Source organism: Bartonella sp. CL63NXGY (assembly GCF_042194905.1).
Lineage (GTDB): Bacteria > Pseudomonadota > Alphaproteobacteria > Rhizobiales > Rhizobiaceae > Bartonella.
In genome coordinates this window covers 1-21,904 of the sequence record NZ_JBHINK010000013.1, presented here as the reverse complement: position 1 = coordinate 21,904, position 21,904 = coordinate 1, and the positions used below count along the sequence as shown (strand labels likewise).

General features: G+C 37.3%; 15 protein-coding genes and 1 pseudogene. 5 read left to right on the top strand and 11 right to left on the bottom strand.

Features of this window, described 5'->3' with window-relative positions; translation table 11 throughout:
• The first annotated feature begins 165 nt into the window (after positions 1-165).
• Positions 166-2,019, top strand: coding sequence for a DNA mismatch repair endonuclease MutL (gene mutL, locus ACFIK0_RS07130; RefSeq protein ID WP_375660142.1), 1,854 nt, complete (start codon positions 166-168; stop codon positions 2,017-2,019).
• Between the two features lie 109 nt (positions 2,020-2,128).
• Entirely contained in the window at positions 2,129-2,365 is a 237-nt protein-coding gene (locus tag ACFIK0_RS07125) for a DUF2093 domain-containing protein (RefSeq protein WP_273787833.1), read from the top strand.
• Positions 2,366-2,384: 19 nt separating this feature from the next.
• Here ACFIK0_RS07125 and lpxK read toward each other — a convergent pair whose 3' ends face one another.
• The 5 genes from lpxK to ACFIK0_RS07100 form a co-directional block, all read right to left on the bottom strand.
• Positions 2,385-3,425, bottom strand: coding sequence for a tetraacyldisaccharide 4'-kinase (gene lpxK / locus ACFIK0_RS07120; protein WP_273790425.1), 1,041 nt, complete (start codon positions 3,423-3,425; stop codon positions 2,385-2,387).
• A complete protein-coding gene (gene waaA / locus ACFIK0_RS07115; RefSeq protein WP_375637504.1) occupies positions 3,415-4,737 on the bottom strand; it encodes a lipid IV(A) 3-deoxy-D-manno-octulosonic acid transferase in 1,323 nt (440 codons plus the stop codon). The genes lpxK and waaA overlap by 11 nt, the downstream gene beginning before the upstream one ends.
• A gap of 1,408 nt (positions 4,738-6,145) precedes the next feature.
• Entirely contained in the window at positions 6,146-6,391 is a 246-nt protein-coding gene (locus ACFIK0_RS07110) for a DUF4170 domain-containing protein (RefSeq protein WP_273790423.1), read from the bottom strand.
• A 46-nt stretch (positions 6,392-6,437) separates the two neighbouring features.
• Positions 6,438-7,244: a 3'(2'),5'-bisphosphate nucleotidase CysQ gene (locus ACFIK0_RS07105; protein WP_273790422.1), complete on the bottom strand. Its 807-nt coding sequence runs from the start codon at positions 7,242-7,244 to the stop codon at positions 6,438-6,440.
• Positions 7,231-8,562: a TldD/PmbA family protein gene (locus tag ACFIK0_RS07100; protein ID WP_375663722.1), complete on the bottom strand. Its 1,332-nt coding sequence runs from the start codon at positions 8,560-8,562 to the stop codon at positions 7,231-7,233. The genes ACFIK0_RS07105 and ACFIK0_RS07100 overlap by 14 nt, the downstream gene beginning before the upstream one ends.
• Before the next feature lie 1,374 nt (positions 8,563-9,936).
• On the opposite strand from ACFIK0_RS07100, the gene ACFIK0_RS07095 reads away from it, so the two are divergent.
• The gene (locus ACFIK0_RS07095) at positions 9,937-10,083 is read left to right on the top strand and encodes a hypothetical protein (protein WP_273790420.1); all 147 of its coding nucleotides are present in this window, start codon (positions 9,937-9,939) and stop codon (positions 10,081-10,083) included.
• 210 nt (positions 10,084-10,293) lie between these two features.
• Here the strand turns inward: ACFIK0_RS07095 and ACFIK0_RS07090 are convergent.
• The 3 genes and pseudogenes from ACFIK0_RS07090 to ACFIK0_RS07080 form a co-directional block, all read right to left on the bottom strand.
• A pseudogene (locus ACFIK0_RS07090) lies at positions 10,294-10,743 on the bottom strand (hypothetical protein).
• A 543-nt stretch (positions 10,744-11,286) separates the two neighbouring features.
• Positions 11,287-11,853, bottom strand: coding sequence for a 16S rRNA (guanine(966)-N(2))-methyltransferase RsmD (gene rsmD, locus ACFIK0_RS07085; protein ID WP_375631031.1), 567 nt, complete (start codon positions 11,851-11,853; stop codon positions 11,287-11,289).
• Positions 11,834-13,228, bottom strand: a complete 1,395-nt coding sequence (locus tag ACFIK0_RS07080; protein WP_375663715.1) for a pseudouridine synthase — start codon at positions 13,226-13,228, stop codon at positions 11,834-11,836. The genes rsmD and ACFIK0_RS07080 overlap by 20 nt, the downstream gene beginning before the upstream one ends.
• Positions 13,229-13,498: 270 nt before the next feature.
• On the opposite strand from ACFIK0_RS07080, the gene ACFIK0_RS07075 reads away from it, so the two are divergent.
• Positions 13,499-13,945: a nucleoside deaminase gene (locus ACFIK0_RS07075; RefSeq protein ID WP_273790416.1), complete on the top strand. Its 447-nt coding sequence runs from the start codon at positions 13,499-13,501 to the stop codon at positions 13,943-13,945.
• Positions 13,946-14,589: 644 nt separating this feature from the next.
• Here the strand turns inward: ACFIK0_RS07075 and ACFIK0_RS07070 are convergent.
• The 3 genes from ACFIK0_RS07070 to ACFIK0_RS07060 all read right to left on the bottom strand — a co-directional run bounded on the left by ACFIK0_RS07070 (position 14,590) and on the right by ACFIK0_RS07060 (position 20,291).
• Complete coding sequence (locus tag ACFIK0_RS07070; RefSeq protein WP_375631029.1) at positions 14,590-15,081, bottom strand: hypothetical protein; 492 nt, start codon at positions 15,079-15,081, stop codon at positions 14,590-14,592.
• A 177-nt stretch (positions 15,082-15,258) separates the two neighbouring features.
• Positions 15,259-18,174, bottom strand: coding sequence for an isoleucine--tRNA ligase (gene ileS / locus ACFIK0_RS07065; RefSeq protein ID WP_375663714.1), 2,916 nt, complete (start codon positions 18,172-18,174; stop codon positions 15,259-15,261).
• A 248-nt stretch (positions 18,175-18,422) separates the two neighbouring features.
• The gene (locus ACFIK0_RS07060) at positions 18,423-20,291 is read right to left on the bottom strand and encodes an outer membrane beta-barrel protein (RefSeq protein ID WP_375663713.1); all 1,869 of its coding nucleotides are present in this window, start codon (positions 20,289-20,291) and stop codon (positions 18,423-18,425) included.
• Positions 20,292-20,974: 683 nt separating this feature from the next.
• On the opposite strand from ACFIK0_RS07060, the gene ACFIK0_RS07055 reads away from it, so the two are divergent.
• Positions 20,975-21,904 (top strand): tyrosine-type recombinase/integrase (locus ACFIK0_RS07055; RefSeq protein WP_375663712.1); only part of this gene is annotated, 930 nt, incomplete at its 3' end.

The window sequence follows — 21,904 nt, the reverse complement described above, 5'->3', positions numbered from 1 at the left end:
TGATAAAAACTATTTTTATGTTTTTTCCAACTGATTTGTTAACATAAAATAAAATAGGAGGTATTGTAAAAATAATACCTCTCAGCTCTCTTGTTCTTGAATGTCGCGCAAATGATGTTATCATAATTTTCTATAGAACCCTTAAGATTCCTGTTAGAATTTATTATGATTATACGCCATCTTAGCGAAAATATTATTAATCAAATCGCCGCTGGTGAAGTTATTGAACGACCAGCAAATGTTGTCAAAGAACTTGTTGAAAACGCTATTGATGCTGGTGCAACACGCATCGAAATTATTACAGCAAATGGTGGAAAAAATTTTATAAAGGTGAGTGATAATGGTTATGGAATTCCTGCAGATCAGTTAACTTTAGCAGTTTCTCGCCATTGTACCTCAAAGATTACCGATGACGTACACAATATCTGCTTCCTTGGATTTAGAGGAGAAGCCCTCCCCTCTATTGGTTCTGTTGCTAAACTTAAACTCATTTCACGAACAAAAGATGCTGAGAGCGCTGCTGAAATTTCCGTTACTGCAGGAAAAATTGTAGGACCCAAACCAGCTGCTGCAAATCTTGGAACAATTGTTGAAGTTCGTGATCTTTTCTTTGTCACGCCGGCACGATTAAAATTTATGAAAACTGATCGGGCTGAAACAAATGCTATTAGCGATATGATTAAGCGAATTGCTATTGCATTTCCACATATCCGCTTTTCTCTTTCAGGATTAGACAGAACATCTATGGAACTGTCTGCTACAGAAAATAATATTCAAGGACAATTACAACGTATTACGCAAATTATGGGAAAAGAATTTGCCCCTAATAGCATTGCGCTGAATGCTGAACGCGAAGCGGTGCGCTTAACAGGTTTTGCCTGTTTACCATCTTTCAACCGAAATAACAGCCTTCATCAATTTGCTTATGTTAATGGGCGTCCCGTGCGTGACAAGTTTCTATGGGGCGCTATCCGAGGTGCTTATGCTGATGTCATGACACGAGATCGTTATCCTGTCGCTATTCTTTTTATTGATCTCCCACCTGCTGAGGTAGATGTTAATGTTCACCCAGCCAAAGCTGATGTACGATTCCGTGATCCAGGATTAATTCGTGGTTTGATTGTTGGAGCTATTCGTGAAGCATTGCAGCAATCTGGTATTCGTCCTACCTCAACCCGTTCTGAAGCAATGCTTGCTGCATTTCAAACACAACAATCATTGGCACAACAACCATTAGGCAATTTTAAGAACACGCACCTGTCCTCTTCTTACAGTTCACAGCCTCATCATTTTACCAGCGCTTCAATGGTCCAAAAACCATTGGATAGTACTAGCTCTTTTGATTTAAAAGAAGATGCCGCTCCTATTATGGAGGGCTTAAATACACCAAGTGGGGATGCATACATTCCAAGCACTACATCTTCATCAGAAGAGTTATCTTATCCATTAGGAGCGGCCAGAGCACAAATCCATAAAAACTATATTATCGCCCAAACACAAGATAGTTTGATCATTGTCGATCAGCATGCAGCTCACGAACGACTGGTTTATGAAGCACTCAAAAATGCACTTTATTCCAAACCGCTTCCTTCACAGTTATTACTTATTCCTGAAATTGTAGAACTCTCTGAAGAGGATGCAACATGTCTTTTAACGCATAAAGATGCTTTGCAAAAATTTGGATTAGGAATAGAACCATTTGGACCAGGAGCAATTGTTGTGCGTGAAACACCTTCCATGTTAGGAGAGATCAACGTCCAAGCCCTTATTAAAGATCTCGCAGATGAGGCCGCTGAGTATGATACAACAAATAATTTAAAAGAAATGCTTGATTATGTTGCAGCAACGATGGCCTGTCACGGCTCAATACGGTCAGGGCGCCTTTTACGCCCCGAAGAAATGAACACACTATTACGGCAAATGGAGGCAATACCTAATACAAGTACATGTAATCATGGACGCCCTACTTATATTGAACTCAAATTGGCAGATATAGAACGGCTTTTTGGCAGAAAATAAACTCTTCATCATTTTGACAAGAAAAATATTTTTAAATTAACTCTCGACTTTATAATATATTTTATGGCACTTTTCTTGAATCTCTTGTATCAAGCAAAAAGGAGTTATAATGTTTTCCGATAGTGAACGCGAAGCAAAAATTCATTATTCTAATAACGGATATGACATTATAGAATATGGTACCTATACTATTTGTGCTGTTAGCGGGCAAAAAATCCCTATAGATGATTTAAAATATTGGAATCATCACCGCCAAGAAGCATATGCTAGTTGTGAAATCTCCTATCAACGTGAACTTGAGTGCAACCCATATCTCAAGCAATTGTTAAAAACAAAAGAAAAATAACCCTTTGAAAGCTATAAATTTAGCCTTTGCCTTTTAGACAAGAAAACTCAAGGGAACGTTTTCTAAAGCGGGTCATGACCTCCTCAAGGACCATGCGACAGAAGTCTTTTTGAACAAAATCGACATTCACATCAAAGACAATAAGATTTTTCAAATCTTTTTGCGTGTGAATTGTCTGTATACGGGTATAATCTTTAGCTGTTGTTGCGAGCCATAAATTGTGCATTTTAGCCTTTTGTATAAGGCTTTTTAAATTTTCATCTGTGAAAAAATAGTGGTCTGGATATATGTAAGTTTGCACCACATGACCAGACAATTCTTTAATAGATTTAAAAAATTTATCTGGATTGCCAATACCGGCAAATGCCAAAAATGATTTTCCTGAAACCTCATCAGAAGCACTGGCTTTAAGATGAGCACGATATAAAGGCTTTCCAGTACGCGAAACAAGAAAAGCAACATTATCAGGCACATCGGAGTGACCAATCAATAAAACACTATCCATAAAAGAAAACTGCGTTTTTAATGGTACGCGCAAAGGTCCTGCTGGAAAGACAGCTCCATTACCAAAACCGCGCATCGCATCAACAACGAGTAACGCATAATCCATATAAAGACGGCGACTTTGAAATCCATCATCCATTAAAATAAGATTACATCCCTCTTGCTTAAGCCGTTGCGCCGCTGCATAACGATTAGGTGATACAGCTACAAAAGCATGCCGTGCAAGTAAAAGTGCCTCATCTCCAACATTGTGTGGAGTATCATATTTCTCATTTACAAGATGTACCCCTTTAACTGATCCACCATAACCACGAGATACAATACCAGGTACAAAACCAAGTTCTTTAGCCACCTTGGTAAAAGCAATAACAACCGGCGTTTTACCAGCACCACCACATGTAAAATTTCCAATACACAAAACAGGCAGATTAATCACGGGAGGCTGTCTTGCCATAAAACGACTTGAAAAATAACCATACCCCCATGAAACTGGGGCTAATACAAAACGCAAAAAGCTTTTATTTTTCCACCAAAAATGGGGGGCGCTAATATGCATATCTACCCTGACGCTGACGTAAACCTGTTTGTATTACAAGGGGTTGTAAAAATGGATCTAAAATCTTTAATGTGCGCTCAAGTGCACCTGCCATACCTGTCGCCACTTCATGAGCCTTATCAACCATTTCTTGTCGCAATGTTTCATTTGTTAAAAGCTTATACACCTGAATAGCAAGCTGTTTTGTATCTTGAACCATATATGCTGCATCATGCGTTAGAAATTGTTTGAACATCTCTTGAAAATTTGAAACATGGGGCCCTGTCAAAATAGCGGAACCAAGTAAAGCCAATTCCAATGGATTGTGTCCACCATTTCCACATAACGATTTACCAACGAAAGAAACTTTAGATAAGCGAAGAAAAAGCCCCATTTCTCCAATGGTATCTCCCCATAAAATATCGGTATTCATGTTTGGAACAGCATCTCTACTCCTACGAATAAAACTTAACCCCTTATTATCGCATTTTCTGATAAGATCTTCTGAACGTTCAGGATGACGAGGCACAATAATTGTCAATAAATCTGGCAAATAATTTTTAACAATCTTATGGACCTCAAAAGCAATCTCCTCTTCCCCTTCATGCGTTGAAACAGCTGCCCAAACTGGGCGATTGCCGATAGCATTACGATAACGTGCAAGCAATGCTTGATTTTCAACCAGAAAAACATCAGCCTTGAGATTACCAGAAAACGTAACAGATTTTACGCCAAGTTTATGGTAATAAGCTACATCTCTTTCGTTTTGACCAATCGCCAAATCAATATCCTTAAAAATATGTTTGGCAAGAACGCGTCGTTTTTGCCAAGCTTTAAAAGAACGTTCAGACATATGGGCATTAACCAAAATCTGCGGAATACGCATTTTTGCAAGTTCTTTAATACGAAGGGGCCAAATTTCTGATTCACAAATCAAGACGAGATCAGGCTTCCAATGACTAATAAAACGGCGCACTGCAAAATCTAAATCCAAAGGAGCATATTGATGAATCAACCTATTACCAAAATGTTTTTTCACAAGAGTAGAAGATGTCACAGTCCCAGTTGTCATTAACACATTGATTTTCAATGATAAAATATAATTTACAAGTGGAAAAAGTGCAAGTGTTTCTCCAACACTTGCTGCATGTAACCAAACTAATGAACCTTGGGGGCGTACATGAGAACTTTTACCTAAACGCTCTTTTTTGCGACACCACTCTTCTTTTCCACGAATAGCACGAAAGAACAAATAAAAAGGAATAACAGGACATAAGCAAAAACCAATTATCCGATAGCTTAAAAGAGCCGTATGTGCCTTTAATTCTACCATTTAAAATCACCTCATCCAGCTATTTTAAGATATCTATATGCTTATTTTGTTAAAAAATTCATCAACACTAGTGGTTGCTTCCGTATTTTTTTAATATCATCCATATCTTAAATAAAAAACGCTTAATCCATGAGAAAATTCAATATATAAAGGACAAAAAATGCAATTTTATCACCATATTTTTTTTAAAACTTTCCTATAAAAATAACATATACACATTATTTAAATCTCTTTTAATGAAATTTTATCACTTCATTCTGCACCCTATAAAAATCTTACTCAAAAATAACAAAACTATTTTTTAATCAATTATAATTTTGAAAATATAAATGATAAATACCATACAACCTATGACATATTTTTTCAGCTCACTAAATAAATACTTCTTATGATTTTAGTGAGGCTTTGAATTGTACACGTTGGTATTTTAGAGAAAAAAACTTATTTTTACATATGTTAGGTATTGTCAATTTTTCAAAAAATAATCCATATAGACATTACAACCTAATATAAATAAAATATGTTTAAAAGGAAGCTCAATCTCTATTGTTTCATTTCAATAAAATGAATATGTCAAACAAATCTTTAAAAAAAACTTTTGAATGGTATAGAGTTCTCATTTTAAATTGTGATATCATCTCTTAAAGGTAATCCAGAAAAATCTAATCTTGTTTAATAGAGAATTTCTTAAAAGTCTTACAGCAATTTAAATAAGAGTTTTCAAAATTTTAAATCCTCTCTTTTCAGGAGGTTGCATGATATCTTATTCCTTTTAAGATTGTATATAATCAACACAAAATGACTAACTTATAGATTGTAGTTTTAAACGAGTACTCAAGAAGCCCTTATGAGGTAAGTTAACTTTATAAATCTATTCAGTTTCTCTAAGTTTCTAATTTTGGTAAGTTTCTAACAACTTTCATGGTTTCTAAGCTTATAGTAATAACTCGTTGAAAAAATTCCAATGGATAAGTAGGGAGTGCTAATAATCTCAATAGAGTAGTAATTCGTATCATTAATAATGCTACTCTTTGTATTAATCTTAACGCATTAATGTCTCATACCCATTCAAGAGCAGAGCGACTATTCACAATATAATCATAAACTTCGAGTGATCGCTGTCATGATAATATTGCTGTTGCAAATAGGTTGATAGAACTGTCTTGCATTTTTATTAAGCGCAAAGATGGTGGTGCAACAATGGATTTTATACCTTGCACGAACACTATTATGAAATGGGTTTGGGTGCCTTGAGAGATGTTTTTTTTAAGAAAACATATGAATTTTAAACAACAAGCATATTCTTTTTTACGACGTTCTATTTTACTCGAAGAAAGTACCTATGAAAAGGACGACTAAACAAAAGCGTGCAGCAATCTACAGGCTATAATAACCAAATATTCAAGCTTTATTCTGCATCGCCTAACTCAGCATCAAGAAACTGATGCAAATCTACAATGTAATAACGTTGTAATGCATTATCTACACTGCTTTGCGCTTTTGCCTGCCATGCTTCTTGAGCGGATTTATAATCTGAGAAAATACCAACCACATCTAAATCATCGGGATTCTTGAATTGATTACTGTTAAGATTTTTTAATTCCCCACCAAATACAAGATGTAAATATTGTTTTTTTTCGTTGGTTTCAGTCATATGTGCCTCTATATTATTTAGATTATTTTAGCATGCTTTTACGTGATTAAACTAACTTTGTTTGACGAACAACATCTATCATATCTTGACAGCAATTATTTTTACCAGCAATTAAAAGTCCATATTGGTAAGGTTCAATTCCATAAGATAGTAAAGAGGCATCAAGCGATAAAAAACACCCTCCACACTCCTGCAAAATAAGATCAGCAGCGGCAATATCCCATTCATGACAATTTGGACGAACTAATACGATATCAATTTCATCTTGAGCAACAAGAACAATACGATAAGCAAGAGAAGGAAGATAATGGTAAAGACTAACTTGATTGAGGAAATCATCTGGTAATTTTTGTGCGAGCGATTTATCAAGTGAAATTTTATATTTTCGATGAACCTGAAAGGCTAAACGAGGAAGTTTTATCCCATTTAATGTTGCCCCTCCACCCGTTACAGCTGTATAAACATCTCCTTGAGCCGGACATTGTAGTACGCCCACAATAGGACGCCCATTCTCAATAATGGCAACCGAAATACACCAATAAGGACTGCCAGAAAGAAAACCTCGCGTTCCATCAATAGGATCAACAACAAAAGAGCGCTCATAATAATCTTGTTTTTCTCGATTATCTTTTGTTTCTTCTGAAATCCATCCATAATTTGGACGAGCTCCAAGAAGCTTCTCTTTCAAGAAATGATCAACAGCAAAATCTGCTTCACTGACCGGGGAATTACCTTCTTTAATCCAGACATCCAACGTGCATCCAAAATACCGCATTGCTAAATCTCCTGCCTCTCGACAAACGTCACGCAAAAGATTTAAATCAGAAGAATGATGCGTATTATTTTCCTGCAAGTGTCATCCCTTCAATTAATAATGTTGGAGCTGCTGTACCATAACGCCGATCAATATCATTGGCAGGTGTTAAATGTGCTAACATATGAAGCAAATCAGAGCCTAGCGTTACTTCACTCACCGGATAAGCAATTTCACCATTTTCAATCCAAAAACCGGAAGCCCCACGACTATACTGACCAGTAATAAAATCAATGCCATGACCGAATAATTCGGTCACATAAAATCCATTTCGCAAATCTTTTATCATATCGCAAGGCGATACTAAACCCGGTTCAATAGCAAAATTTGTACTGGTCGGCTGCACTAATGATGCTGAACGCACACCATGTCCATTTGTTTTAAGTCCCAGTTCACGTGCTGTAGATGATGAAAGAAGCCAATTTTTTAAAATACCATTTTCAATAATATTGAGTGTTTGTCCCTCTACCCCTTCTCCATCAAAAGGATGAGAAGCATTTCCACGTAATCGCAAAGGTTGATCGGTTACATTAACATTAGGCTTCATCACTTCCTTACCTAGGAAATTCTGTAAAAGACTCGTTTTTCGAGCCACAGAGGCTCCATTGACCATAGATGCGATATGCCCTGCAATTCCACGAGCCGTACGCGGATTAAAAATAACATCAACGCCCCCAGTTGCCGCACGAACTGCACCCAAACGTCGAACTGCACCAAGCCCTGCATTCTTTCCCACAGTTTCTGCTGCCTCTAAATCAGAAAAATGTAAGGCTGTTGTATAATCATAATCCCGCTCCATCTGTGTTCCTTCACCTGCAAGAGCACTACAAGAACGTGAAAAACAACTTGAGCGATAGGCTCCACAAAAACCATCGCTGGTCACAAGAATAAACCCACTACGGCCATAAACTGTTGCAGCGCCACCAGAATTGCTTACACCTTTAATATCAAGAGCTGCTGCCTCCGCTTTTAAAGCATCTTCTGTTAAAAAATGACTGCTAGGTACAAAATCATCAAAAAGATCAAGATCTTTAGGATGCTTAACCAAACACTCTTTATCTGCCAAACCTTCAAATAAACTATCGGGAGAAGCTTTAGCCATCGCAACAGCACGTTCCGCAAGTTCTTGCGGATAAGATCCTAAATTAGCAGAAACACTTGCTACTTTTTTTCCAACAAAAACCCTTAGAGTAAAATCATTGCTCTCTGCTGCTTCTGTCGATTCAACTTTCCCAAAACGAACTGATACACTGGTAGAATGAGCATGAACAATAACAGCATCAGCAGCATCTGCCCCAGAACGCCTTGCTGCTTCAACCAGCGAAACTGCTTTCTCAATCTGGTTTTTGTCAGTCATCATAGACTCCCTAAAATATTTTATTATTTACATTGATAAGCATTCTGACAAATTTATACAAATCAGAATATAACTCTTGTGTGTTTATTCATAAGATTATGCATATTTCATGCATTCTTTTTTTTAATGCATTAAATCATTTCCCTTTTAGCTTCTTTATGAAAAGACGTAATATGCTGTATATGCCGTAAAATCTCTTTAGTTTCAAGATTTCTCATGGGCCCTTATCATTTTAGATAATCCAATCTGTACTGACAATCAAATCAACCGAAAATTTGGCAATTAACAAAAGGCCTAACAATAACATTTGAATTTAAGCCAAAATCCTCAAAAATTCGAAAAGTATAAAATGACTTAAGTCACAAGCCTTATGTCCTCTGGATAGTCAAATAACTTCCTTCATTCCTATAGCATTCTTTAATTTCCAAGCAAGAATCAAGAAAATGCCTTATATTTGTGTATACTTCTTTGCTTCTATAAACTCTCTCATAATAAGATGGCAATCTTGTAAACAAAAAAATATAAACGGAATAAAAAAATTTTTCTTGCGTTATTGCTTCAACAAAATGAGCAGTCATTAGCTTCTTTATTCTCATAAGCGTGATATCACAAAGAACTCATTTTTTATATTTATCAGAAATAAGTTATAATCATAACATTCTCTCTCGTTTCTAATGCGTCTAATCAAGAGCATCTCATTTTTCATGCCTCATCCTTAACTGGTTATTTTGTTACTAAACAGATATAACTTAATAGACTTCTTTTTCCTGAAACAAAAATCCCAAAATACTGGATAGATTTTGATTTAAGAACTACACTCCTTCCTCTTTTCCTTCCATTAAAAAATAAAGAAGCGTAATATTGTTATAAAACGATAATCAATAAAACTTTTATATAAAACTCAATGTTGTATCTATTGTTCAATTCAATCTACAATAAGCATATTCTTCCAATTAATTTGGGCAAGTTTATCGCTCATAATTGTTTTAATAGATACAAAAATATTTGCAGAAACTGGGATATCTGTGCGCATTTTAAAAAATCGCTTTTTAAACATTTAAACCAAATACATACAACGATACGAGATTAATTTTTACGAAAATTAAGGGAGGTTTTATTTTATCATCTAGAGCCTTTTAGAACTGCACTCTCTAGAAAAGTAATCAAAGAAATTATCTGTTCTTATAATCTTTTAATCAAAAAAACACTTTGATTTATAATCATAATTGATCATTTTGTAATTTGCATAAAAGAATCAAATATCATTAAATTTTCTCCGTTTCGAACCTATTCATGTTGAATCAATCACAACTATTTGCGAGCATATCATCAGTAAGGGGCGTATGAATAAAAACTATTTAAGAAGGAGTCAAAATGTCTTTTATGAATGCTCTCAAATCAAAAACTATCGCAACATTAGAAACTGGCAAATATCATGACAATATCAACCTACAGATTCATAAGAGCAGAAATAAGCTTCTACAACTTTCTTTATTTTCAGTAAAAATGCGCGCCTTATAAGCTTTTATATATTGAATAAAATTCAATGGCTTTTATAAGATCTTTGGTGCAAAATTAATTTTCTCAGATGATTTGACACGATTTCAACGACTAACTAAAAAACAGATCATAGCTCATCGATTTGCTATATACTCATAACTGATTTCATTCTAACAAGGCTAAGATTTCTGCACCTTTTTTAAGGTATTAACTTCTTTATAAATGCCCCCCTTACGAGATGCTTTTGTTTTCAGTAAGAGCACGTCTGCTCATTTCAATCATTGCATCGCGAAGATGTAACTTAATTTTTGACCCAATAATCATTCCAAAGAAAGGAGAAAATAAACCAGACATGGTTACAGTATGACGAATTTTGTTATTTGAAGAACCCGATTTTGTTGAACAAATATATTCATGATTAAAACTCATACGTGTAAAAGGAAGTTTAGCATAATCAGAAAAACAAACATTTTTTATAACTTTATCAAGTGTAAAAGTTACTGTAGGTCCCTTTTTAGGTTTCATGCGTCCTATAGCGCCTTCTTTGAAAGGACCAGAAAGTTCTACCCACTCAAGTTCACTATCCCAGCAAGGCCATGATGCCACATCTTCCTATATAGCCCAAATTTGCTCAGCACTTGCTTCTGTACTAATCTCTTCACTATATATCCAATTAAACACGATAATCTCCCCTTTTTTACAAATTACTTATCTTTAGTGATAAAGAATAATATAAAAAAGTATCCTTAAAGCTGCACAACGATAAGATACTTAATACTCTCAGATTTACTTAATATGTAATGATTAACTCAACAAGCGATATTACTAAACTAAACACACAAATATTCAGGATAAATGAACAATATTTTCAATACTAAACAAAATATCTTTTTTAAGTTTAGACAATAGCAAAAATAGAAGTTACGCATCATATAAGATATCAATGCAGACTGCATAGCTTAAAGCTTTCAACTGCTGATGAAATGTGATGATTAAGGTATGGCAGAAAGAAATTAGATAAAAAAGATCATAACTATTATCGAGGAATATATATCCTATTGGAGAAAAAACATCCTTCTGTATTAAAGCTAATAAAAATTCATCAATTCCTTTAACATTAGAATCTTTTATTGATTTTCTGCTTAACCTTTTAAAAACCATATAAAATGAAGAAAACTGTGAAGAAGCATTTTTTCATCCTATCGGATAAAAACAAGAACTTTCTCAAGATGTAAGCGATCGTAATTTATAGAGACGTATTGCTGTCTCACCATAAAACCGCTCATCATCTAAATAAAAGACATCAGGTAAATGAATCATTGTATCTTTCTTTTCTTCAAGTATGAAGAGTGTATCAGCTTTTGCCCACCCTCCTCGCAAAGCTTCTACAAAAGCACGTTCACCTAAACAACGGCTATAGGGAGGATCAGCGCAGATAACATCAAATGGCAGCATTGTGCCAATATTGCCAAGTTTGGTCGCATCACGACGCAAAATCCGTCCTATCGACTGTAATTCAAAGGCTTCTATATTTTTTTGAAGCAACCCACGCCCCTCAACCGAGTTTTCAACAAAAACAGCCGCCTTTGCTCCACGTGAAAGTGCTTCGATGCCTAAAGCACCAGTACCAGCAAAAAGATCAAGAATGCGTTTATTGATCCAAAATTCTTCTTCACGGCTAGAAAGAATATTAAAAAGGCTTTCACGTGTACGATCACTCGTTGGGCGAATCGACTGATTAACAGGCGAAAACAAAACACGCCCAGCAAATTTACCGCCTATGATCCGCACGTGGACCTCCAAATCGCTTAGAAGTTTTTGCAGCGTCCCTATGTGGTTTAGATTTTTTCATAGCACCACCAAACGATTTTTTCTTTCTCTCAAAAGAATGTTCATCATGATCACCTTTTATCATTTTCTCTTTATCCTTTAAAAAGCGATCTTTCTTACCAAAGGGGTGCGTCTCGTCATAAGATGTTTTTCCACGTTTTTGAACAAAACTTCCCCTCTTCTCTTTGTGTGACGGACTTTCTTTTAGTTTTTCCTTGCCTCGATGAAAGGATTTTTTACCATCCAAACCGCTCTTATGATCATGCGATTTCTCCTCACTATAGGAAGGCTTTCTACGTGCACTTTGCGGACGTGCACCAGGAGCCATCCAAACATTAGCACGGCGAGAACGCGGTAGAAAACGCTCTGCTTTTCCTTCTTCACTTTTCTCCTTCTTTACATTCTCATGAGACTTTGTACTTAATCGTGCGCGACTATGTTCAACAGAGCCATCTCTTGGTCGGCGTCGTATCGCCCTTTCACTTGAGAAAACCCAACCATCATTTGCAACAGAAAGATCTTTCTGGCTTTGCTTTTCTGCAACAACTGCAGAATTTGAAAAGGGTTTCAGAATAGGAGCATCAAAATCTGCATTGGCTTGCATAATCAAACGCTCCCCCAACTGATCTCGTAACATCCGCCCTTTTAACTCTTGCACGGCTCCTTCTTCTAAATCAGAGAGATGAAATGGACCATAGGATACACGGATTAATCGATTAACTGATAATCCCAATGCCCCTAAAACATTCTTTATTTCACGATTTTTTCCTTCACGCAACGCAACAGAAAGCCATACATTCGACCCTTGTTCACGTTCAATTGATGCTTCAATCGAACCATAAAAAATACCATTAATCGCAATACCATTTTTAAGGTTATCCAGCGCACTCTGTTTTACTCTTCCATGAGCACGGACGCGATATTTGCGGACCCACCCCGTTACAGGAAGCTCTAATACACGCGCTAAGCCACCATCATTGGTTAAAAGCAAAAGCCCTTCCGTGTTAATGTCAAGCCTTCCAACAGAAAGAACACGCGGCATTCCTTTTGGTAAATTACTAAATACTGTAGGTCTGCCTTCAGGATCACGGTTCGTGGTGACAAGACCTGCTGGCTTATGGTAAAGCCATAAACGCGTTCGTTCTATAGGAGGTAAAGGTTTGCCATCAACTTTAATAACATCAGAGCGGCTAACATTAAAAGCAGGCGTTGTCACGACTTTACCATTCACAGAAATACGACCTGCAACAATCATCATTTCTGCATCTCGACGCGAAGCAATACCAGCACGCGCTAACCTTTTAGCAATTCGTTCACTCTCATTATTTTCATTCATTTGCGTTTCAAACCAATCTTTGCAAGTATGTTCAGAAAATTATTCACATGCACCATACCGCTTATCCTGAAAAATGAAGTAGCATAATCATTTATCATTTTCTATCCTTTAACGACAATAATGTATCTGCCGACTTGCAAGTTTGTTTTAAACTCTTAAAAAAAATAGAGGTATTCTTTTCATTATAAAAGCGTAATAAATTATTCATTCTATAGCATTCCTTATCGAGATAACCTTTAGATTTTCTATACCTTCAGTAGAAAGAATATTATGACTTTGACGCCCATGGAAATAGCCCTTTTAGAAGCACAAGAGGCTGCAAAAAAAGATGAAGTTCCCGTAGGTGCTGTCATTACACGTGGAAAAGCTATCATTGCACGCGCTGGTAACTTTATAAAATCTGCATATGACCCTACAGGACACGCAGAAATACGCGCAATCCGTATGGCTTGCGAAACATTGCAAAACGAAAGGCTTCCTGATTGCGATCTTTATGTAACACTTGAGCCTTGTGCTATGTGTGCTGCTGCCATTTCATTTGCACGCATACGTCGTCTCTATTACGCAACAAATGATCCCAAAGGGGGTGCTATAGAAAATGGTCCACGTTTTTATCAGCAACCAACCTGTCATCACAAACCTGAGATTTATTCTGGTTTTAAAGAAAAAGAAGCTGCTCAATTACTTAAAGATTTTTTTGTACAAAAGCGATACTAAAAACAATTCTTCTTCCATAACTTTCACTCTTAAAAAACTATCCTACTTCTCAAAAAGACTATTAATTCTTCTGACATATATAGTAAAAGCTATTTCAAAGCATTTTTCTCTCTTTTAATCCTGCATATTGCTTCTATTAGATGATACATTCATTCATAAGAATAATTCATTATTTTGTATAATAAAATATAAATTCCAACATATCGTAGATCTACTCTCTTTCAAATTACATTGAAGCAATAAAAATCACTTTTTTGCACATCATAAGCGGGATTATCGTCTGGATAAAGAACGTTGTAGAAAAGACTAAAAATGTCTCTTATGAAGGCTCTCAAATGCAAGAATTGTCGCAACTGGAGTCTGGAAAATAAAATGATGGTATCAGCTTTCTCCTTCCTAAGCATCAAGATAGTGGAGCACAATAGATTTTACGTTATACTATCCACATGAACGATGTTGCAAAATGAACTTGAGAAATATTTCTTGTTAGGAAACGCATGAAGTACTCTCTCGATGCTGTTGTCATATTGCTATTTCATGAGAATAACACCCCTCCTCCAACAGCATTATAACTGTGCATGAATGAGAGCTTAGTATCATAAGTAATTGGAAAAATACTTTACTTTAAATATTTTGTCTTTCCCTTATCGACCAATAGGTGCGGTTTTTGCCGGTTGGCGATAACTTAAAGGTGGTTCAGTGAGATAGCGACGGTATTTTGAACTTCCAACTTGTGCTCTCTGACGACGTAAATATTCCTGTCGTTGCTTCGCATTCAACTGTGAAGGGTTTTCTGAACCAGCGCCATTAACTGACGATCCTTTATGAGGAAAAGGAGTATTTCCTTGATTCTTCTTCGATGCTGCCATTTCATTGACAGATCTATCTTGTTGTGGTACCGGCAAAAATCTGCGTGAACTAGGGCTTGGTATTACAAGTTTTGGATGAGGTTTCATAACAATCTGGCTGCTATTATTTGTTGGTGTTAATGAAGTAATATTAGCAACATCTTCAAAAAACTGTATCGAAACCGGTTTATTGGTACCATAGGTAGGAGCGGATAAATTGCATCCCGTTAGAACAAAGCACATCCCTAAAATTCCTATTGGAAATATTTTTACTTCACGTTTTCTCACTGCCTATTCCATTTCCTAAGTATATGGCTGATTAATATTCCCGTTATTTATGAGAGAACGGTCCATACACAAATTTCCCCCCTGCAGAAAAAACAACGGAATTTACTTTGTACCACAAAAAACTATATTCATCAATATGAGAAATATACTTGTACTCCTTTCCCTTGATTTAAAATTTTAAATCTTACCAAGAATCTGTAGTTCCCGCAAAGCAGCTGCATCACGAGCAGATACATCCGGATAAGCTGGATCACTCCCAACATCTTGTGTATAACGCCATGATCGAGCACATTTTTTTCCTAATGCCTTCTCTGGATATACACCAACACCTTCAACATCATTCAAAGTAAAAGAATCGGAAGGTATCGTGTCCTGCCTAATTGTGAGTGCACTGGTAATACAGATCTCCGCCATATCCACATTTTCTAATGCCTCTCGTAAAACCAGATTGGAAATAAAAACAATAGGCGCAGCTTCCAAAGAGGATCCAATACGCTTATTAGCACGTTCAAGCTCTAAAGCACCTGTCACAACTTTACGGACCTGCCGAATTTTTTTCCAACGCTCAGCCAAAGATTGGTTTTGCCATTCTTCTGGTACAGAGCGAAATTGTTCCAAATGCACCGATTGGCTTTCTGGATAACGCTCTAACCAAGCTTCCTCCATAGTAAAAGGCAACATTGGAGAAAGCCATGTTACCATACGCTCAAAAATCTCACGGACAACCTGCAAGGAGGCCTTGCGTTTTTTTGATGAAGGCGCATCACAATAAAGAGAATCCTTGCGGATATCAAAATAAAATGCCGATAACTCAATGATTGAAAAATCCAATAATGCACGCATAATCTTTTTAAAATCAAATTCATCGTAAGCGCGATTAATCAACTGATCAAGTTCAAAAAGCCTATGCAATATAAATTTTTCAAGATCCGGCAGTGCACCATAAGATATTTCTTCTCCATCATCATGTGCTAAAGTTCCTAGCATCCAACGAATTGCATTGCGTAGTTTACGATATGAATCCACATTTGTTTGAAGAATTTTTTTGCCTAAACGCTGATCTTCCCAATAATCGGTTGTCATAACCCAGAGACGAAAAATATCAGCTCCAGATGTTTTAATGATCTCTTGCGGAACAACCGTATTGCCTAAAGATTTAGACATTTTCTTACCATTCTCATCCAAAGTAAAACCGTGTGTGATCACGGCTTTATAAGGAGAACAAGCACGCGTACCACAGCTTTCCAAAAGAGAAGATTGGAACCATCCGCGATGTTGATCTGAACCTTCAAAATAAACATCAGCAGGCCATTTCAAATCAGTCCGACCTTCTAACACAAAGCTATGGCTTGCTCCAGAATCAAACCAAACATCCAAAATATCATAAACCTGTACCCAAGGCTCATGTGCACGCTCACCTAAAAAACGTTCACGTGCTCCTTCAGCAAACCATGCATCTGCCCCTTCTGCTTCAAAAGCCCGTAAAATACGCTCGTTCACACCTTCATCTTTTAGAATAACACCATCCTCATTCGCAAAAATACAAATAGGAACCCCCCAAGAACGCTGACGAGAAAGAACCCAATCAGGACGATCCTCTATCATAGAAGCTAGGCGGTTTTGCCCAGAAGGCGGCACAAAACGCGTTTTTGAAACAGCTTCCAAAGCCCGACTACGTAAAGTTGAACCATCCCCAAAATCTTTATCCATTGAAATAAACCATTGCGGTGTATTGCGAAAAATAACGGGTTTTTTTGAACGCCAACTATGGGGATAGGAATGCTTTAAACGCCCCCGTGCAAACAATCGATCTGCTTTAATTAAAGCGTTAATGACCTCTTTATTGGCATCACCCATTTTTCCATTATCATCAATAACACGTGCAGGTCCTCCTTCACGATCTGGTCCTAAACCTGGAACATCTTTCGTATAGAACCCTGCATCATCAACAGGAAACGGTATAGATGAATCAATCCCCGCTTGCTCCAGTAAGGACTTATAATCATTCCAAATTTCAAAGTCCTCACGTCCATGGCTTGGTGCTGTATGGACAAAACCTGTACCAGCACTCTCTGTTACGTGCGAACCATCAAGCAATGGAATTTTAAAGTTATACCCCCCAGCCAAACCTTTGAGTGGATGAGAAAGAACAAGAGCTTTCAATTCCTCAGCAGAAATAACACGCAAACGCTTCAAAACAAGTTTGGCTTTTTCTCCACAACTCATCGCTAAAGCGTCTGCAAAAAGAAGCTTTTCTCCCACTTGAGGACCAAAATCATTTTCAGCACTTTCAACTTCGTAAATACCATAAGAAATCTGTGAAGAATAACTCACTGCACGATTGCTTGGAATTGTCCACGGCGTTGTTGTCCAAATGACGACATAAGCACCATATAAATCATCAGAATTTGCTTCAAAAACAGGAAACTTAACCCAAAGCACCTCTGATTCATGATCATGATATTCAATCTCAGCCTCTGCCAAAGCCGTACGCTCCACAACAGACCACATCACTGGCTTGGAACCACGATAAATCTGATCTGACATAGCAAATTTTATCAATTCACTGGCAATGCGTGCTTCTGCATGAAAAGCCATTGTAGTATAAGGCGTGTTAAAATCTCCCACAACACCAAGGCGTTTAAATTCTTCACTTTGAACGGTCACCCAATGCTGTGCAAATTCACGGCATTCTTGACGAAACTCGTTAAGAGGTACCTCATCCTTATTTTTTCCTTGTGCTCGATATTTTTCTTCAATTTTCCATTCAATTGGAAGCCCATGGCAATCCCAACCAGGAACATAATTTGCATTAAAACCGCGCATTTGGAATGAACGGACAACCACATCCTTTAGAACTTTATTTAAAGCATGCCCGATATGAATATGACCATTTGCATAAGGTGGACCATCATGAAGAATATAAAATGGACGATCTTTTGCTTGTTGGCGCAATTGCGCATAAAGCCCCATATTTTCCCAACGCGCCATCAATTCAAGCTCTTTTTGCGGAAGCCCTGCACGCATAGGAAAATTTGTCTGTGGGAGATAAAGAGTTTTTGAATAATCTATTGTTTCATTTTTCACAGCCATTGTGAAATATCCCTGTCCACTTTTACGATTTCATTTTTGCATAACTTCCCTGAACCCTGCAACTCTGGTTTTTATCTATAGGGAAAGCCGAGCTTATCATTCGTATTAAGCAGCGATCAGGAAAATATATCATCACACTCTATGGGCTTTATCATGAAATTCACAAGAAAAGAAACCAAAAAGTGATCTTTTAAAAAATAAAGGCTCCACTGACAGTGGAGCCTCTTAGAAATTTACTCTTTAAAAAATTAGAATTTATAAGCTACACCAACACGGAAATCATTGGTTTTGTAGTTAACTTCAAGTTTTTCCTTTGCAAATTTCTTTTTACCAAAATCAGAGTAACGATATTCTGCACGTACAATCACATTATCCAGAAGCGAGAAATCAACGCCACCACCAAGTGTGTAACCAATCATGGTTTTTGTTTCATCAGCTAAATTCTTAGAAGAAACGACTCTTCCATCCTCATCCTTAACGGATATTGATACAGTGTCTTGGAATTGCCCATAAGCAATACCACCAGCAAGATAAGGCATAAAGCGATCAGCAGCAAAACCAATACGTACCCGTGTAGCACCACCCCAATTTTGTTTGAAAGTATGACTTAACGTTTCAACTTCATACTCTTGATCAAGACCAAGTTCAGAAGCCATCTTTTTTATTTGTTCTATACCATATACACTGGAATCATTCTTATCCACCGCTTGTGTACTTTGTGCACCGTGTCCAGCCATATTCTGTCCACCATGAGAACGAGAAGCATGTGGATTAGCACCATGCGCATGAGCACCAGAACCATGCCCACCTGCATGAGATGCACCATGTGGATGAGCATTTCCGCTACCATGGGAAGAACTATGATGACCTCCCCGTTGGGCTCCGCTTGTTCCATTAGAAGCTGTTGTATCTGATCCGGATGATCCTGATCTCGCGAGTATAAGTGTCCCTCCGCTCGGTACTGTTCTTTGTTTTAATGATGATTGTTCCGATGCAGGTGCTTTTTCTGCTGGCTGACTTGCGCCTAATACTGTTGATGAGATAGAGGATACTGATGCTTTTTCAACTGCTTTTGCAGACTCTGACTTAGCAGATGATTTTGCTCCATCTGACCCTACTCTTGATGATTGATCTTCTTGAGATGATCTTGCCAATAAGAGCGTTGACCGCTCTGGTGAGCTTGCTCCTGTGGTAGAGGATATTGATTTAGGTGCAGGTGATTTTAATCCATTTACCCCGCTTACCGATGTCGGTCCTGTACCTGATCTTTCCGATGAGGACGATGGCGATTGCACTGATCCCTCCTCCTGTCTGGAAGAGGCTGATTGTGTTATTAGCGATGCAGATGGCGTTTCTAATGGTGATGCTGAAACTCCTGGACTTTTCCTGTCCACTGCCGCTGCTTTTCCTGCTGTTGAATTAACAGTGTTAGAACTTCCAGCTGTTGTTGATTTTGATGGTGCTGCTCCTGCTTGTGGTTGTTGAACTGCGTTTACTGGTGTAGCTGGTGCTTGACTGGATTGCGTTGCAGCAGATCGTTCTGACGTGGATCCTGCTGTTGGAGTGCTTACTGTTTTAGTTCCTGAGCCTGCAGGTGCTCCTGCACTTGCAGATGTTCTTGCATCTGCGAGTGTTCCTTCAACGCTTTTTTGTGTTTGTGGTCCTGTTGGTGTTCTTGTTCCTGGTGTTCCTGCGGATCTGCGGGATCTTACGACTGCATTTTCTACTGTAGTGTTATCAGCTGCACCTATGGTAATTGTCTTTGTGTGTTTTTTTCCAGATATCATTAAATCCGTATCGATACCAAAAATAAAGTTGTCACCGAGATCAATATTAGAACCTGCATAAAAACCACCTGCAAAACCTGAAAGTTTAGGAGAGAACTCTTTATCCAGTGGTAAACTCTTTTCTTGACCAACAAGAGCCATATCAGCTTTGCTCGAAAAACCACCCGCTTGAACACCTAAATAAAGACCTGTCCATGAAAAAGTAGGCGCGATAATGGTAGAAGAAGTCGATGATGCTGGCTGATGAGGAATTATAACATCAGCAGCTAGTGCTGTAGACGCTGAAATTAAAGAAAAAATAGACGCTGTTATTAAACGTTTTGTATTCATAAAATCTCTCCAAATATCCAAAATGAAATGTATATAGAGCATCTTTTTTGAAAGATCTGTAGCAAAAATGACACACTCACAAAAAAATAAAGAATTTTTGAAAATAAGGCTTCTTAAACTTTTAATTTTGCATTCAATGAGAATTTGTAAACTAAATCACACTAAAATTATGTGTATTAAAGTTGGATTCATTTTCATTAAAGTTTCGCATAACTGTTAATGATAATATTCTTTATAAATTTCTTTTTATCAAAATCTAAATAACAGTATTCTGCATACAATAAACTATTATCTGTTATTGCAAAATCAATGCCAGCGCAAACAGTGAAATCAAATATTGCCTTTTTTAAAACCAAGCGCCATCAAAGTTTCATCTATTTACCAGCATGATCTACTTTTAGTACTTTAGCAATAGTATTTTGTATCTAAAATTCAGAAAAACAAAGGACTTATTCAAACACTCGCAAAAAAAACTTTTAGATTCTTTGCATAAACATCTTCATCCTGCTACATCACATTGATTTATAAGGATAACTTATTGTTTTCATATTGAATGAGAGTCCCGAATAACGTAAGATTCTCTCATTTTAAATCTGTTTATCTTGAATCAATCAAAATCGCTTGCTTGCACGTCATAAGCGGGGCTGGCGTGTGGGTAAAAACTGTATAAGAAAGGATTAAAAATGGCTCTTATGAATCGTCTCAAGAGCCAAGGGCTGTCGCAACACCCACGAGCTGGCAAATATAATGATGGTGCTGGCTTGTTACTTCATAAACGTAAAGATGGAGGTGCTCAATGGCTTTATCGTTATACCATTCATGGTCGGCGCCGCGAAATGGGCTTGGGTGCCTTGAGAGATGTTTCTTTAAAACAAGCCCGTGAATTGGCAACTAGGTGGCGTTCTGTTCTTCGTGAAGGTCGTGACCCTATTAAAGAACGTGAAAAACAAAAGCGTGAGGCAATAAGTAATCTCCATTATTTAAAAGATATCGCGTTGGATGCTTTTGAAAGTCGTAAAGCTGAATTAAAAAATGATGGTAAAGATGGGGATTGGTTTTTACCATTACGCCTTCATATTCTCCCTAAATTAGGCTGTCTGCCCGTTTCAGAGATTACGCAAACAGAGATACGCGATACCCTTGCTCCTATTTGGCATACAAAAGCTGGAACTGCTCAGATAGCATTGATACGTCTCAAACTTTGTCTCAAACATGCGGCTGCATTAGGGTTAGATGTTGATTTACAAGCAACAGAAAAAGCACGCGCTCTCTTAGGCAAACAACGTCATAAAAAACAAAGCTTACCAGCCATGGATTGGAGAGATGTGCCGGCTTTTTATAAAACACTCTGTGAAGCATCAACCATAACACAACTGGCTTTGCGTTTGCTTATTCTGACAGGCGTTCGTAGCAATCCTTTGCGTCATATTCGTGAAGATCAGATTGAAGATGATATCTGGACAATCCCTGCTGAGAATATGAAAGGCAAGCGTGATGCCACAACAGAGTTTCGCGTGCCCCTATCATCTGAAGCAATAAAAGTAATTGAACAAGCCCGCTGTATCTCTAAAAGTGATTTCATCTTTTCACTTACCGGTCGTGGTCCTCTTTCA

Coding starts and splice junctions, on each gene's coding strand:
- ileS (WP_375663714.1), bottom strand. CDS start 18,174: ATGGCTGTGAAAAATGAAACAATAGATTATTCAAAAACTCTTTATCTC.
- ACFIK0_RS07080 (WP_375663715.1), bottom strand. CDS start 13,228: ATGAATGAAAATAATGAGAGTGAACGAATTGCTAAAAGGTTAGCGCGT.
- lpxK (WP_273790425.1), bottom strand. CDS start 3,425: ATGCATATTAGCGCCCCCCATTTTTGGTGGAAAAATAAAAGCTTTTTG.
- ACFIK0_RS07060 (WP_375663713.1), bottom strand. CDS start 20,291: ATGAATACAAAACGTTTAATAACAGCGTCTATTTTTTCTTTAATTTCA.
- ACFIK0_RS07125 (WP_273787833.1), top strand. CDS start 2,129: ATGTTTTCCGATAGTGAACGCGAAGCAAAAATTCATTATTCTAATAAC.
- ACFIK0_RS07110 (WP_273790423.1), bottom strand. CDS start 6,391: ATGACTGAAACCAACGAAAAAAAACAATATTTACATCTTGTATTTGGT.
- waaA (WP_375637504.1), bottom strand. CDS start 4,737: ATGGTAGAATTAAAGGCACATACGGCTCTTTTAAGCTATCGGATAATT.
- mutL (WP_375660142.1), top strand. CDS start 166: ATGATTATACGCCATCTTAGCGAAAATATTATTAATCAAATCGCCGCT.
- ACFIK0_RS07100 (WP_375663722.1), bottom strand. CDS start 8,562: ATGACTGACAAAAACCAGATTGAGAAAGCAGTTTCGCTGGTTGAAGCA.
- ACFIK0_RS07095 (WP_273790420.1), top strand. CDS start 9,937: ATGTCTTTTATGAATGCTCTCAAATCAAAAACTATCGCAACATTAGAA.
- ACFIK0_RS07075 (WP_273790416.1), top strand. CDS start 13,499: ATGACTTTGACGCCCATGGAAATAGCCCTTTTAGAAGCACAAGAGGCT.